Raw genomic sequence first — 14,562 nt, forward strand, 5'->3', positions numbered from 1 at the left:
TGGAGCGGGCGATCAACCGGCTCAAGAACTTCCGCGCGGTGGCCACCCGCTACGACAAACGCGCCTACATGTTCCTGGGAACCGTCACGGTCGCATTCTGCGTGTATGACGAGAAGTTCATCCGCCGCCGCATGGACTACGACCCGGTCGACCAGCCCGAGCTGCACGCCTGGAGCGTCGCCGAGCCTCGCTGGAACGAGCGGTTCCGCGTCGGTGGGCCGGACAACTGGCCCTCCTCCAGCCAGTGGGAGGAAGGCTTCGACCTCACCGAGGCCGACGACGCCTATGCCGAGGTCAACCCCTACGCCGACCCCAAGTAGCGGTGGGCCAGAGGTTGGCCGCTTCTCGGCCTGGTCGCCTCCGCCCTCTCGGTCAGGATGAGCGAGAGGGCGCGATCGCCTGGCCGGGCAGCAGATCGGCCAGCGCGGCCCGGACGGCGGCCCGGCTCACCCCATGCGCACGGGCGAGAGCCGCGACGGAGGCGCCGCCGTCCTGGAAGGTCGAGCGCACGTCCTCAAGCCGGGCACCGGTCAGCGCGGGCGGCCGGCCGCGGTAGCGTCCTTCGGCCTCCGCCGCGGCAATCCCCTCGGCGGTCAGCTCGTTTTGCAGGTCGCGCTGGAACTGTCCCACAGCGGTGATCACGTTGATGATCAGGGCGGTGGTCGCGTCGTTGGCGGCCAGGTCGTGGAAGTTGGATAGCGGGCCCGACAGGACCCGCAGAATGACGCCGCGGGCCTGGCACCAGTCCCGTACAGCATGGATGTCGATCAGGTCGCGGCAGAGCCGGAACAGCTCCGACACCGTGAGGGTGTCGCCGGGGTGGGAGGCGGCGGCGATTCTGGCGAACGCGGGCCGCTCCAGCGCGGGGATCTTGGAGGTGGTGGCCGGGTCCTCGAATAGCAGCACCCCCTCGGCGGGGCGGAATCCCTCCGCGACGCCCTCGGTCCGGATCAGGAGGCCGGCCTCGGTGAGGATGTGCCGCTGCCGCAGCAGCGACTGGGTCGCGGTGGACACACGCGAGTAAACAATCCGCACCGAAGGCTCCTCAAGGAAGGACAGAGCCCTCTTCTACCTGTCGGGAAATCCTGTCGTCAATTCCGGCTCGGGATCACCCGCCCGGCACGGTATTCCATCCCCCGATGTCCGATTTTCCGGCGGTCGAGAGCTGGGCTTTGCGGCCTGTCGGGAAATCACCTAATCCCGACAACCCCTGCCTCGAGGGTGGGTCATGGGGCGAGGCAGCGATGAGGCTGCCATGGAGCCCAAGCGTCCGACCCGCGTTTCAGTCCGCAGAGTTGCTACTCGCCAGCAGGGCCCCTCACCCCCCGGTCAGGAAAGAGTAAGCAAGAGCAGGATGACCAGTGAGCCCGCGGTCGTGAGGAGGAAGCGCGCCAGGACGAGCGGATGGAACCAGCCGGGAAAGGCCACCTTCGCCGCCTCAATCAGCGACTTGGCGTCGATGTCGGTTGTGCCGGACTTGCGCAAGGCAGCCTCCACGTAGCGGACGACGAAAACCTGGGAGGTGGTGACGAAGCCGCCGGCGATCAGCAGGATGGGCTGAAGGATCCAGGTGAGCATGGGCTGATCGAACAGATTCAGCACGGCAAGCGTCGCCAGACCCGCGGCGATTGCCACGGACACCGTCACGCTGGCGGTGCTGGCGGTGAAGTCGAGGCCGTGCTTGGTCAATACGGCGGGACTGTGGCCCTGTCGGTGGATCTCTGCATCGGCTGCTTTCTGGGCGGCGGCGCCGTACCTGTGACCGGCCAATGGAACTACTAGGTATGTCAGGGCCAGCAGGAACTGCAGGGCGACAACGAGGGACACGGGGATCTCCTCCATAAGGTTTTTGAACTTAGTTCGACACCATAGCGGACGTTTTGATCTAAGTTCAACGCTCGCTAGGCTGGGCGACATGCTGACCAAGGAGCAGATCGTCCGGGCAGCCGTCGAGGTACTCGACGCCGAAGGCGTGAACGGGCTGAACATCCGCCGTCTGGGCACACACCTCGGGTCGGCCGCATCGGCGATGTACTACCACGTCAAGAGCAAGGACAAGCTGGTGGTCCTCGCGGCCGACCATGTGTTCGGCGAGATCCCGCAGGCCGACACCGCCGGAGTCGGGTGGCGGGAAGCCGCCGCATCGCTGGCGCGTGGAGCGTATGCCATGGTCGTGCGGCACTACTGGCTGATCCCGGCGATGAGCACGCACCTCATCTACGGCCCCAACAAGGCCCGCTTCGACGAACAATCCCTGAGCATCTACGAGTCGGCGGGCTTCACCCAAGCCGAGGCCGACCAGGCAGCCGCTACCGTGCTCATGTTCGTGATCGGCGCCGCGCAGGGCCACGCGGCGCAGGCAGCCTGGCAGGCGCACCTACGACGAAACGGTGCCGACGCCGACAAAGAGCTCCAAGGGATCACTGCCGAGATGCTCGCGGTAGCCCAGACCCACCCCCGGCTGCGGGCCCGCATCGATTCCGCCGCCATAACCGCGCCCGGGGACCCGTTCGAGTTCGGACTCCACACACTTCTGGCCGGGCTGGAATCGCGCATCCACTCGCCGACATCGTCGGCTCCGTGACGACAGTCATGGCATCTATGCCGTCACTGTTGTTCGACACCGGAGCGTCGCCAGCCTTACGCGACCAGCAGACACGCACCTGAAATGATCACGAACCGCAATCGTGATATCTCACCCCGCTACCTGGCGGCTGGGGACACGTTCGGGAGCGGAGGGCCTACGCGGTGTCCTAAAGGCGAAGCCGTCATGGTGCCTCGCGGCGAGCGCGCCGTCCGCCAAGGCCATAGTGGATGAACATGCCGTCCTGGTTGTTGTTGACATGCGTGCGCACGTCCGGAATCCAGGTCGGGGTGGTCCATGTCTATCGAGTGGTGGATCCGCCCTGCCGTTCGCCAGGGCGGGTGTCAGCCCGCGGGAAGCCGGTACCAGCGGGTCGCGGTGCCGCCCCAGACCGCCTGCTGTTGGGCGTCGTCGAGAGTGGCGGTCATGCTGTCGACGGAGGCGGTGACCTGGGTGTAGGTGGCGTGCAAGAGGCACACGGGCCAGTCGGAGCCGAACATGACGCGGTCCGGGCCGAACGATGTGATGACATGGTCGGCGTAGGGGGCGAGGTCGTCGTCGTGCCAATCCGCTGTGGCTTCGGTGACGAGGCCGGACAGCTTGCAGGCGACGGCGGGGTTCGCGGCGAGTGCGGTGATGTGTTTCCGCCACGGGTCGAGTTCGCCCGCGGCGATCGGCGGTTTGCCGGCGTGGTCGAGGACCCAGCGCAGCCCGGCCACCCGGTCCGCCGCGGCGACCGCCGCGGGGAGCTGCGCCGCGGTGACGAGCAGGTCGTAGGTCAGGTCCGCGTCGGCGACCGCGGCCAGGCCCCGTAGCACGTCCGCGCGCAGCAGCCACTCCGGGTCCGACTCGCCCTGCACCTGGTGGCGTATGCCGACGAGCCGGCGTCCGCCGGGGCCTTCGCGGAGCGCGGCGATCGCGTCGGCGACATCGGGTGCGGTCAGGTCCACCCACCCCACCACGCCGAGGATCTCGGGGTGGTCGTCGGTCAGGGCCAGGAACTCGGGCGTCTCCTCTGCGACCGTGATGGTCTGCACGAGGACCGTGCCCGCGACGCCATGGGCGGCCAGTTCGGGGGCGAGGTCGTCGAAGTGGAAGCTGCGCCGCAGCGCGGGTAGTTCCGCCGTCCAGGGCTGGTCCCGCACGGCGAGGTCCCATACATGGTGGTGCGCGTCGACGCGCCGGGGCTCAGTCGACATGGAAGACCTCCTCCATAGGAGCCCACTGCTGGTCCGGGGACGTGTCCAGCCGCTGTTGGCACGGGTCGGTGAGCTTCCACCAGTCCTGAGTGCTCTGGTCGGCGGCCATCGCCGCCATGTCCGCAGCGTGGTCGTCGCCGACGTACTCGTAATAGGAGAACAGCAGGCCGTCACGCAGGAAGATCGTGTAGTTGCGCATGTTGCAGCGGTGGATCCGCCGCAGCACCGTCGGCCACACGGCGGCGTGGAGCGCGCGGTATCTCTCTTCTTGCTCCGGCCGCAGTCGAACCACAGACCCGAACCGCTGCATCGTACGGCCTCCTCGCATGACTAGTCCGAGGGCATTGACTTGAGGATGCGGTCGCGAGCTGTCATCAGATGGTCGACCATGGCCGCCTTGGCCAGATCAGGCTTGCCTTCGGCGATGGCCTCGGCGATGCGCGTGTGCTCGGCGAACGTCGGCGCGGCCATCACCGGGCCGTAGGAGAGCCGGAACAGGTGCAGGTGGCAGTGCGTTCGGGCGAGCGCCTGCCGCACGTGGTCGCTGCCCGCCAGTTCGGTGATCATGTCGTGGAATCGCGCGTCGTGGCGGGCGATGTCGCGGTAGTTCGCCTCGCCGTCGCCTGTAGCCACGAGTGCGGAGGTCACCTCGGTGGTCAGCATGGCCGTCTGCTCCGGATCGGCCTTGGCGGCGGTCTCGGCCGCCCACGGTTCGATGAGCAGCCGGAACCCGAACATGTCCTCGACCTCGGCTCGGATCATCAGCGGGGTGGTCGAGTAGCCCTTGAGGGACTCCTTGACCACGAGTCCCGCCGATTCCAGGCTGGCCAGCGCTTCGCGGACCGGTGTGGGCGAGGTGCCCAGTTCCCGGGCGAGGGCGTCTATGCTCACGCGGGCTCCGGGCGGGATCACGCCGTCCATGATCAGCGCCTCGATGGCGTCGCGGACCTCGGGGACGAGCGTGCTGCGGGTGATGGGTGCACGGATGCGATCGCCGATCGGCGTCCGCTGGTTGGTCACGGAACCTCCGATAACCGAGGGTTGACGTCCGGTGTGAACGAAGCCAGGATACCGGATCATAGATCCAATATCCTATAGGATTTTGAGGGCGGAGATGTCTCACACCACCCGGAGCGCCGCGATCGCGGCTTGCGCGCTCCTGCTGCTGAGCGCGTGCACCACCAAAGGAGCCGACTCCTCGGCGAACCAGAACGCCGCGGCGACCGGGCCCGCGACGGCGTCCGGCGGTGTGGTCGAGCTCAAGGACGGCGCCAAGGTGAAACTGGCGCTGGTCCCCGGGGGAGCCCACCCCTACTTCCAGCCGTGGAAGACCGCGGGTGAGCAGGCCAAGACCGAACTCGGCCTGGGCGGGTTCACCTTCAACGAAACCGGAGAGTGGGACCAGGGCAAGCAGAACGCCGCGCTGGAGTCGTTGGCCGCACAGGGGTACAACGCGTTCGGCGTCTTCGGCGTCTCCCCCGCCGACATCAACACCACCTTCGCCGACCTGCAGGGCAAGGGCTTCGCGGTGGGCTCGCTGGCCTCGTGCCCGGCAGGTGATGTGAACGAGGCGGCCTTCTGCCTGTCCACCGACACCGAGCAGGCCGCGTACAAGGCTGCCAAGGCCGCGATCGAGGCGATGGGCGGCAAGGGCGCCTTGGCCCACCTGACCGGAAACAACGTTGACTCCAACACCCAGCGCCGCATCGCGGGCGTCAAGAAGGCCATCGACGAGACCGGGGGTGCGGTGACTCTGGCGCACACCGTCACCGACATCGACAGCGATCTGCAGACAGCGACCAAGGCCGTCACCGACCTGCTGAACGCCCACGGCAAGAGCATCCAGGGCATCGTCAGCACCGCCTACAACCCCGCGGTCGCCGCCGCGGGCGCGGTCAAGGGCGCGGGACTGCCGATCAAGGTCGTCGCCATCGACGACGACGCCAAGATCCTCGCGGGGATCAAGGACGGGTCGGTCGCCGCGACCGTCACGCAGAACCCGGGCGGTCAGGCCTCCGTCGGCTCGTGGGTACTCGCGCTGCTGGCCTCGGGCCAGTGCCAGATGAAGGCGAAAGGCGCAGTGGTCGACTCCGGGTCGTTCGTCGTGACCAAGGCCAACGTCGACAGCTACGACAAGGAGCGGGTCGCCAAGTCCGACGAGGTCAAGCAGCAGTTCGCGACTCAGCTGCTGTCCTGCTCGTAGGGGGATCAGACCAATGGCTGTGATCACTCAAGCGACCGCTGTCCTGGCCGACGTCCCGGTCGAGACGCTGCGGACCGACGCGATCCAGACGTTCCTCAAGCAGGAGACCATCGTCGTGGACATCGTCACCGACGACGGCGCGGTGGGCCGCGGGTACTCCTACACGATCGGGACCGGCGGGACCGCCGTGTTGGCCCTGCTCCGGGACAACCTGCTCGACCGGCTGATCGGCCGGGACTCCCGTGACATCGAGGCGATCTGGCGGGACCTGCTGTTCTCCACGAGGGCGACCGCGGTCGGGGCTCTCACCTCGCTGGCCTTGGCCGCGGTGGACACCGCCTTGTGGGACCTGCGGGCACTGCGCGCGGGGCTGCCACTGTGGCGACTCGCGGGCGGGTTCCGCGACCGCGTGCCGCTCTACGACACTGAAGGCGGCTGGCTGCACCTGAGCCCCGACGAACTGGTCAAGGGCGCACTCGCCAGCAAGGAGGCGGGATGGCCGGGGGTCAAGCTCAAGGTCGGCAAGCCCCGCCCAGGTGAGGACCTGGAGCGGCTCGCCGCCGTGCGCGCGGCGGTGGGCGACGACTTCGACATCATGGTCGACGCCAACCAGGCGCTGACGACGGCCGACGCGATCCGCCGGGCGAAGCTGTTCGAGCAGGTCGGGTTGGGCTGGTTCGAGGAGCCGGTGCCCGCCGACGACATCACCGGGCACGCCACCCTGGCCGCGGCCACCTCGATCCCGATCGCGGTGGGGGAGTCGCTGTACTCGGTCAGCCACTTCCGCGAGTACCTCGCCGCCCGTGCCGCCTCGGTCATCCAGGTCGACGTCGCCCGCATCGGCGGGATCACGCCGTGGCTCAAGGTCGCGCACACCGCGGAGGCGTTCAACGTCGTGGTGTGCCCGCACTTCCTGATGGAACTGCACGTCAGCCTGGTCGCCGCCATCCCCAACGGCGGGTACGTCGAGCACATCCCGCAGCTGCGCACCTTGACCCGCGCGGAGATGCAGATAGCCGACGGGCACGCGATCGCGCCGCGGACCCCGGGCCTGGGCATCGACTGGAACGACGACGCCCTCGACGATCTGAGAGTGGCATGACTTCGACGCTCACCGACCGGCCTGCGGTCGCCCCGTGCGGCGGCGGCAGGCCGCGCAGGCGGGTCGCGGCCCCTCCGCTGGTGCTGTTCGTCCTCATCGTCGGGCTCTACGTGATGTTCGGCTCAGCCCGGCCCGCGATGTTCGACGAGAAGCTCGTGGTCTTCCCGCTGCTGCGCGAGTTGTCGATCTACACGGTCGTCGGCCTGGCGCAGATGTGCGCGCTGTCGATCGGGCACATGAACCTGGCCGTCGGCCGGATGGCCGCGTTCGGCGCAATGGGGTCCGGCCTGTGCTACGAACTGCTGGACCTGCCGCTGTGGGTCGGCCTGGCGGCCGGGATCGCCGCGGGCGGGGCCATCGGCGCCTTCACCGGCTGGCTGATCGCCAAGACCGGGGTCAACTCCTTCGTCGTCACCCTGGCGATGGACTTCTTCCTGCTCGGCATCGTCAGTCTTGTCTACACGGGACTGACCACCGGTGCGGCGTTCACCGCGAAACCCGCCGGCATGGCCGAGCTGCGCGCCTACTCCTTCGCCGATCTCTGCGTCGGTGAGGTGTGCGGCACCGCCGCGATTCCGCAGATGATCGTGTTCGCGCTGGTCCCGATGGCGGTGGTGGGCTATGTGTACTCGCGCACCCGCATCGGCAGGGAACTGCTGATGGTGGGCGCGAACGCCAAGGCGGCGGAGCTGTCGGGGCTGCCGACGAAGCGGCGCGTGATCGCTGCCCACGGCATGTCGGGCGCCCTGGCGGCGCTGGCGGGGTTCCTGCTCGCGGTCTCCACCGGTTCGTTCAAGGCGACCATCGGCGCGGACTTCATGCTGCCGTCGTTCCTCGGACCCGTGCTCGGCGGCACCCTGCTCGCGGGTGGCGCGGTCTCGGTGCTCGGGACCATGCTCGGCACCGCGCTGACCCTGGTCATCCGGCGCGGCCTCACCCTCATGGAGGTCGGGTTGGAAGACCTCAACATCTACATCGGGGTCGTGCTCCTGGCGGCGCTGTCGACAGACCGCATCCGGGCCGTGATCGCCGAACGGAAGGCCGGCCGTCCACGATGAGCACAACGACCAAGCCCCGCACCAGGCTGGACACCGACTTCCTCCGGGCGGGCAACCCCAACATCGTCGTGCTCACCGTTGTCTGCGTCCTGGGCGCGCTCGTCCTGACAGTCAATTCCGGCGGGACGTTCCTGTCCGGGAACTCGATCAAAGGGTTCACCACCTTCCTGGCCGTCCCGATCCTGATCGGCCTGGCGCAGATGGTGACACTGAGCGTGGGCCAGCTCAACCTCGCCGTCGGCGCGTTGGGCGGCTTCTCCGCCGCGCTCATGGCCGTGCTGATGCAGGACCACGCTGTCCCGGCGGTCCCGGCGCTGCTGATCGGCGTGGCGGCGGCGACGCTGGGCGGGGCGGTGAACGGCGTCATCGTGGTGGTCACCCGGATCAACGGGTTCATCGTCACCCTCGCCACCATGACGATCCTCATCGGACTGCAGTACAAGCTGGTTCGCTCGTTCACCGTCGACGGGTACTCGCCCTGGCTGAAGGACTTGGGCGCCACCGCGCTCGGCCCGCTGCCCCTGGTATTCCTTCTCGCGGTGGCCGTCGCGGGCGTACTCGCCTTCTTCTACCGCCGGATGGCCGTAGGCAGGCGCATGATCGCCTTCGGCGGCAACCCGTTCGCCGCCCGGCTGTCGGGCATCTCGGAGTCGCGCAACCTGATCCTCGCTCACACCCTGTCGGGCCTGCTCGTCGGCGTCGCCGCGGTCGTCAGCGTCGCCTCGCTGCCGGGCATCAACCGCAGCGTCGGCGGGGACTGGCTGCTGCCGAGCTTCGCCGCCCCCATCATCGGCGGCGTGGCACTGACCGGCGGCGGGATCGCCGTGCTCGGCACCATCCTGGCCGCGGTCCTGGTCCGGCTCGTCGACGCGGCGCACTCGCTGTACTCGTGGGACCCCAGTTCGGTGTCCTTCATCATCGGCGCGGTGGTCCTCGGCACCGTGCTGCTTTCGACGCAACGGCACGGTCTGCGGCCGTGGCGGCTTGTCAGGAGGACACCGTGAGCACCCCGGTCCTGGAAGCCACCGGCCTGATCAAGACGTTCCCCGGCGTCCGCGCCGTCGACGGGGTGAACCTCACCCTGCGGGCCGGTCAGATCCATGCGCTGCTCGGCGAGAACGGCGCAGGCAAGTCCACCCTCATCAAGATCCTCACCGGGGTGCACCGGCACGACGGCGGCACACTGACCGTGGCGGGCGATCCAGTGCGGTTCGGCTCGCCGCTGGAGGCGCTGCACGCGGGCATCGGCGTCGTGCACCAGGAACGCAACGTCGTCCCACAGATGTCCATCGCCGAGAACATCGTCCTGCAGAACCTGCCCCAACGCTGGGGCGTGGTGGACCGGGCCGCCGTCCGCACGCGCGCACGTGCCGCGCTGGAGCGGCTCGACCTCGACCTCGACCCCGACCGGCCCATCGCGGGTCTGTCGGCCGCACAGGTGCAATTGGTGGAGATCGCCAAGGCGCTCGACAGCGAGTCCGCAGTGCTGCTCCTGGACGAACCGACCGCCTCGATCACCCCGAACGAGGCCGAGGTGCTGTTCCGCACGGTGCGCGGCCTGGCTGAGGCCGGAACCTCGGTGGTGTTCGTCTCGCACAAGCTGGACGAGGTCTTCGCCCTCTGCGACACCGTCACCGTCCTGCGCGATGGTCGCGGCGTCGTGGAGTCCCAACCCCTGTCCCAGTTCTCCCACGACGACATCCTCAACCACATGGTCGGCCGGGCGATGGAGGCGCTGAGGTTCCCGCCCCGCACCATCGACCACTCCGCCCGGCCCGCGCTGAGCCTGCACGGGGTATGCACCGACGTCGGACACCGCGACATCGACCTCGACGTCCGGTCCGGGGAGATCGTCGCGCTGTACGGGCTCGTCGGAGCAGGCCGTAGCGAACTGGCCCGTGCCCTGATCGGCCTGCACGAGATCACCGCCGGCGAGGTCCGAGTGCAGGGCGAGCCGGTACGCGTCACATCCGTGCGCGAGGCGATCGGACAGCACCGCATCGGCTACGTGAGCGAGAACCGCAAGGAGGAAGGCGTCTTCCTCGACCAGTCCGTGCAGCGCAACATCGCCGCCACGACCTGGTCGCGCATGACCCGCCTGCTCTCCTACGTCCCGGCCAAGGCCGAACGCGCCGCCGTCGACGAGCAGATCGCCGCCCTGGGTATCAAGGTCTCCTCCCCGGAGCAGCCCGCGGGCCAGCTCTCCGGAGGCAACCAGCAGAAGGTGTCCTTGGCCAAGTGGCTGGCCGCCCGCCCGGACATCCTCATCATCGACGAGCCGACCATCGGCATCGACGTCCGCACCAAGGCCGCCTTCCACGAACTGATCTGGGAACTGGCCCAGTCGGGTCTCGCGGTCCTGCTCATCTCATCCGACCTGCACGAGACCATCACTCTCGCCGACCGCATCGTCGTCTTCCGCGACTACCGCGTGACCGCCGAGATCGACAACGATCACGACTACGACACCACCAGCGCGAAAGTCATCCGCGCCATCCATGCCACATCTGGACCCGCGACCCCCGTCGGGTCCCGGATGGATGACTGACACCCCCCACCCCCCGGAAGGACACCCGTGGACGTCGTACCTTCTTCCCCTGCACCCGGTTCCAACCCGCTGAGCAGGCGCAACCTGCTGCGACTAGGCGGCGTGGGAGGCGCCGCGCTCGCCCTCAGCGATATCCCGGTCTTCACCGCCTCAGCCGAGGAAACGCCCCGTCCGGCGAGCGAGGCGCTGGTCCCCGAAGCCGAGGCGACCACCCTCTGGTACCGCACGCCCGCTGTGGAATCGAAGATCATGCAGGAGGGCGTACCGATCGGAAACGGCCGCATCGGCGCCCTGGTCTCCGGCGATCCGGCCAACGACGCCCTGTACATCACCGACTGTTCGCTGTGGACCGGTGGACTGAACGACAGACTGCAAGGCGACGGGCAGTTCCCGTACGAGACCACCAAGTTCGGCACCATCAGCATGCTTGCCAAGGCATACCTGAAGGTCCCCGCGCACACCACCGCCGCAGTCGCCAACTACCGCAGGCAACTCGACCTGAGCAACGGGTACGCGTCGGCCAGCTACACCCTCGGCGGGGTCAGCTACCAGCGCGAGGTGTACGCCAGCCACCCGGACGACGTCATCGTCGTGCGCCTGACCCAAGGCGGAGGCGGCAGCTACACCGGAAGCGTGGCCCTCAACGGCACCCACGGCGAGACCACCACCACGAACTCGACCTCGAAGACCGGCTCGTTCTCGGGAACCCTTGGCAACGGCCTGAAGTACGGCGCGGCGGTCGCGGTCCAGGGCACCGGCGGCACGGTGCAGGCCAGCGGCGCCGACGTCACCTTCTCCGGCTGCTTGGAAGTCCTGATCGTCATCTCCGGCGGCACCAACTACGTGCCGGACGGTACCAAGGCGTTCAAGGACGCCACCGTCGACCCGACGGCAGTGGCGACGAGCAAGGCCACCGCCGCGCTCGCAGCGGGCGGCAGCACCCTGCGCTCCACGCACGTCGCCGACTACCAGGCCCTCTACGGCCGGATGTCGGTCAGCCTCGGTACGTCGTCCTCGACCCAGCGCGCCATGGACACCGCTGCTCGCCTGGCCGCCCGGGCCGCGGCGGGCAGCGCGCCGGACCCCGAACTGGAGGCGAGCTACCTGCAGTTCGGCCGGTACCTGACGATCACCGGATCGCGTACCAGCCTGCCGACCAATCTCCAAGGCCTGTGGTTCGACCGCAACAACCCGGACTGGATGGGCGACTACCACACCGACATCAACGTCCAGATGAACTACTGGCTGCCCGACCGCGCGGGCCTGCCGGAGTGCTTCGACGCCTTCGCTGATTACTGCGTCGCCCAGGTGCCCTCCTGGACCACGCAGACGCAGCGGTTGTTCAACGACCGGCGCAACGGGTTCCGCAACAGCAGCCGCAAGATCGCCGGCTGGACGACGGCCATCTCCACCAACGTCTACGGCGGCATGGGCTGGTGGTGGCACCCGGCGGGCAACGCGTGGCTGTGCAACTCGCTGTTCGAGCACTACGAGTACACGCTCGACCGCGACTACCTGGCCAAGATCCACCCGCTGCTCAAAGGCGCCTGCCAGTTCTGGGAGGCGCGGCTGATCACGACCACTGTGACGCAGAACGGTGTCACCAGGGAAGTCCTCATCGACGACAGCGACTGGTCACCGGAACACGGGCCGACCAACGCCAAGGGCATCACCTACGCCCAGGAACTGGTCTGGCAGCTCTTCCAGAACTACCGCGACACCTGCGCCAAGCTCGGCGTCGACTCGACCTACGCGGCGGCCATCGCCGGGCTGCAGGCCAAGCTGTACCTGCCCGAGGTCAGCGCCACGACCGGCTGGCTCGAGGAGTGGATGACCGACGACAACCTCGGCGAGACCACCCACCGGCACCTGTCCGGGTTGGTGGGCTTCTCCCCGGGGGACCGCATCACCCACGACCAGGGGCCGGTGCCGATCGTCATCGGCGTGCGCAACCAGCTCATCGCCCGCGGCATGGAGAGCTTCGGCTGGTCCAACGCCTGGCGCGCGCTGTGCTGGGCCCGGCTCAAGCATGCCGACAACGCCTACAAGCTGCTGCTCACCGTCCTGAAGCCGGTGGTCAACGACAACTCCAACGGGACGTCGATCAACATGCTGGACATGATGTCCATCGGCAGCGGCGCGTTCTTGCAGATCGATGCCAACTTCGGCACGCCGACGGCCATGCTGGACATGCTGGCCTACTCCCGGCCCGGCGTCGTCGAGCTGCTGCCCGCGACGCCGGCGGCGTGGGGCACCGGCAGCGTCCGGGGTCTCGGCCTGCGCGGCGGATTCACCCTGGACATGGACTGGGTGAACGGCAACGTCACGAGCGCGACCCTGCGCAGCGTCGGGGGCACCTCGACCCGGGTCAGGTTCGGCACCTGGAGCCAGAACGTCACCATGGCTGCGGGCAGCTCCGCCACGGTCACGCCACCCGCCAAGGCCACCACGTTCATCCTGGTCAACCGGCGCAGTGACAAGGCCGTCGAGGTGTCCGGTTCCTCTACCACTGCCGGAACGGGCCTGATCCAGACCACCGACCAGGGCAGCCCGAGCCAGCGCTGGCAGCTGACCGATCTCGGCAGCCGGGTGTACACGCTGAAGAACGTCAATTCCGGCCTGCTGGCCGACGTCAGCGGAGGTTCGACGGCTGACGACGTTCCGATCATCCAATGGGGCGACGCAGGTGGCACCAACCAGCAGTGGATGCTCATCGACACCGGTGACGGCTACTTCAAGATCGGCAACGTGCGCAGCGGCAAGGTCATCGGCGTCCGCGGCGACTCGACCGCGGACCTTGCCGTGATCGTGCAGCAGACCGACACGAACAACCTTAGCCAGCAGTGGAGTCTGGTTCCCGTCTGATGTGGCATGGAGGCCGATCGGACCACCGCGCCACGGTCCGACCGGCCTCCATACCGACCGTCTGACCTGAAGAGAGCGGCCCCAGGCGGCAGGGCTTCCTATCGAACCGGTCACCCGCACTGCAATGCCGAGGCCGGCAAGAACGGACAACGGATGAAGCCGGTCACGCCAGCGAGGGGGAGGCGGTGCGAAGCCGCGTCGACTGTGTCGATTTTCGCGGAACAATGAGCCTCCGTTTCATCCTGAGAAGCGCTGAGCCGATCTCACCGAACAGCCGGCAGTGAGTAAGGCGTGATCGTGGTGTCGGCGTCTCCCGCCAGATCGGAACGCTGCCCAGAGAACGTCCTTGGACTGCTGCCACTCGGCGCCTTTGTCGTTGTCGGTGGTCGCTTGGCTGCGGCGGCACGCGCGCCGTACAACATCGGCATTGCGTGTGGCCCGTCCCGCCTTACGGTGATCGACCTGGACGTCCCCAGGACCGGGGGGATCCGCCGCCGCCGGAATGGGCTCTGCCTGGTGTTCATGACGGCGCTGACGTTCTCGCTGTGCTCTGCGAGCGGGCAAGAGTCTCTGCCGTTGGAGACCTTCACGGTCCGCACGGGGCGCGGCGGCACGCATCTCTACTTCTCCGCCCCGTCCGACGTGGCCGAGGACGCAACGGGACGGGTGAGGCAGGCACCGGAGGGAACTTCCAGACGGACGCGGCATTCGAGGGCGTCGCCAAGTTGGCGGGGCACGGCGTGGATGTTCGTCTACGCGTCTACGCGAGATGCGTTCATGGCAGCAGGCGAGGCCATGAAGGGAAGCTGGGAGGCGACCAAACGCCGAAAATGCGGCCGCGTATTTGCCGTGACTGGCCGGAGACACCCGTAAGAAGCTGTAGGCAACCAGAGCAAACAAGAGAGGCTCGCCACCGCGTTTCCGCTGGTGGCGAGCCGCTTATCGCTGGTGTGGGAGGTGGAGGGGATCGGACTGGCGGCGGGGGGGGAGAGGGGGGTAGGGG

Annotated in this window: 13 protein-coding genes and 1 pseudogene; 9 read left to right on the plus strand and 5 right to left on the minus strand. The window is 68.1% G+C overall.

What is annotated here, in order from left to right; genetic code table 11:
* Window positions 1–95, plus strand: a pseudogene (locus ACWENQ_RS45255) (IS5/IS1182 family transposase); the annotation flags it as partial.
* A 277-nt stretch (window positions 96–372) separates the two neighbouring features.
* Here the strand turns inward: ACWENQ_RS45255 and ACWENQ_RS45260 are convergent.
* Window positions 373–1,035, minus strand: coding sequence for a recombinase family protein (locus tag ACWENQ_RS45260; RefSeq protein ID WP_452419695.1), 663 nt, complete (start codon window positions 1,033–1,035; stop codon window positions 373–375).
* A gap of 294 nt (window positions 1,036–1,329) precedes the next feature.
* Window positions 1,330–1,827, minus strand: a complete 498-nt coding sequence (locus tag ACWENQ_RS45265) for a hypothetical protein (protein WP_452419696.1) — start codon at window positions 1,825–1,827, stop codon at window positions 1,330–1,332.
* 88 nt (window positions 1,828–1,915) lie between these two features.
* Between ACWENQ_RS45265 and ACWENQ_RS45270 the strand changes: the two genes are divergently transcribed.
* Window positions 1,916–2,584: a TetR/AcrR family transcriptional regulator C-terminal domain-containing protein gene (locus ACWENQ_RS45270; RefSeq protein ID WP_449930532.1), complete on the plus strand. Its 669-nt coding sequence runs from the start codon at window positions 1,916–1,918 to the stop codon at window positions 2,582–2,584.
* A gap of 344 nt (window positions 2,585–2,928) precedes the next feature.
* Here ACWENQ_RS45270 and ACWENQ_RS45275 read toward each other — a convergent pair whose 3' ends face one another.
* The 3 genes from ACWENQ_RS45275 to ACWENQ_RS45285 are packed head-to-tail and all read right to left on the minus strand — an operon-like array spanning window position 2,929 to window position 4,803.
* A complete protein-coding gene (locus ACWENQ_RS45275) occupies window positions 2,929–3,783 on the minus strand; it encodes an amidohydrolase family protein (RefSeq protein ID WP_452419697.1) in 855 nt (284 codons plus the stop codon).
* Window positions 3,773–4,075, minus strand: coding sequence for an L-rhamnose mutarotase (locus tag ACWENQ_RS45280; RefSeq protein ID WP_449930536.1), 303 nt, complete (start codon window positions 4,073–4,075; stop codon window positions 3,773–3,775). The genes ACWENQ_RS45275 and ACWENQ_RS45280 overlap by 11 nt, the downstream gene beginning before the upstream one ends.
* A gap of 38 nt (window positions 4,076–4,113) precedes the next feature.
* Window positions 4,114–4,803 carry a GntR family transcriptional regulator gene (locus tag ACWENQ_RS45285; RefSeq protein WP_452419698.1) on the minus strand — a complete coding sequence of 230 codons (690 nt, stop codon included), beginning with the start codon at window positions 4,801–4,803 and terminating at the stop codon, window positions 4,114–4,116.
* A gap of 94 nt (window positions 4,804–4,897) precedes the next feature.
* On the opposite strand from ACWENQ_RS45285, the gene ACWENQ_RS45290 reads away from it, so the two are divergent.
* The 7 genes from ACWENQ_RS45290 (at window position 4,898) to ACWENQ_RS45320 (ending at window position 14,432) form a co-directional block, all read left to right on the plus strand.
* Complete coding sequence (locus tag ACWENQ_RS45290) at window positions 4,898–5,986, plus strand: sugar ABC transporter substrate-binding protein (protein ID WP_449930540.1); 1,089 nt, start codon at window positions 4,898–4,900, stop codon at window positions 5,984–5,986.
* A gap of 13 nt (window positions 5,987–5,999) precedes the next feature.
* Window positions 6,000–7,088, plus strand: coding sequence for a mandelate racemase/muconate lactonizing enzyme family protein (locus ACWENQ_RS45295; RefSeq protein ID WP_452419699.1), 1,089 nt, complete (start codon window positions 6,000–6,002; stop codon window positions 7,086–7,088).
* Window positions 7,085–8,146: an ABC transporter permease gene (locus tag ACWENQ_RS45300; RefSeq protein WP_452419700.1), complete on the plus strand. Its 1,062-nt coding sequence runs from the start codon at window positions 7,085–7,087 to the stop codon at window positions 8,144–8,146. The genes ACWENQ_RS45295 and ACWENQ_RS45300 overlap by 4 nt, the downstream gene beginning before the upstream one ends.
* Window positions 8,143–9,150 (plus strand): ABC transporter permease, encoded by a 1,008-nt coding sequence (locus tag ACWENQ_RS45305; protein WP_452419701.1) that lies wholly within the window; start codon window positions 8,143–8,145, stop codon window positions 9,148–9,150. Before ACWENQ_RS45300 ends, ACWENQ_RS45305 begins: the two co-directional genes overlap by 4 nt.
* Window positions 9,147–10,694, plus strand: a complete 1,548-nt coding sequence (locus tag ACWENQ_RS45310; RefSeq protein ID WP_452419702.1) for a sugar ABC transporter ATP-binding protein — start codon at window positions 9,147–9,149, stop codon at window positions 10,692–10,694. Before ACWENQ_RS45305 ends, ACWENQ_RS45310 begins: the two co-directional genes overlap by 4 nt.
* A gap of 27 nt (window positions 10,695–10,721) precedes the next feature.
* Entirely contained in the window at window positions 10,722–13,559 is a 2,838-nt protein-coding gene (locus ACWENQ_RS45315; protein WP_452419703.1) for a glycosyl hydrolase family 95 catalytic domain-containing protein, read from the plus strand.
* A gap of 300 nt (window positions 13,560–13,859) precedes the next feature.
* Window positions 13,860–14,432, plus strand: coding sequence for a bifunctional DNA primase/polymerase (locus ACWENQ_RS45320; protein WP_449930590.1), 573 nt, complete (start codon window positions 13,860–13,862; stop codon window positions 14,430–14,432).
* Window positions 14,433–14,562 lie beyond the last annotated feature (130 nt).

This window comes from Nonomuraea sp. NPDC004354 (assembly GCF_053602555.1).

Bases quoted from the DNA above. Each gene is read 5' to 3' on its own strand.
- ACWENQ_RS45270 (WP_449930532.1), top strand. From the start codon at position 1,916: ATGCTGACCAAGGAGCAGATCGTCCGGGCAGCCGTCGAGGTACTCGAC.
- ACWENQ_RS45275 (WP_452419697.1), bottom strand. From the start codon at position 3,783: ATGTCGACTGAGCCCCGGCGCGTCGACGCGCACCACCATGTATGGGAC.
- ACWENQ_RS45290 (WP_449930540.1), top strand. From the start codon at position 4,898: ATGTCTCACACCACCCGGAGCGCCGCGATCGCGGCTTGCGCGCTCCTG.
- ACWENQ_RS45295 (WP_452419699.1), top strand. From the start codon at position 6,000: ATGGCTGTGATCACTCAAGCGACCGCTGTCCTGGCCGACGTCCCGGTC.
- ACWENQ_RS45300 (WP_452419700.1), top strand. From the start codon at position 7,085: ATGACTTCGACGCTCACCGACCGGCCTGCGGTCGCCCCGTGCGGCGGC.
- ACWENQ_RS45305 (WP_452419701.1), top strand. From the start codon at position 8,143: ATGAGCACAACGACCAAGCCCCGCACCAGGCTGGACACCGACTTCCTC.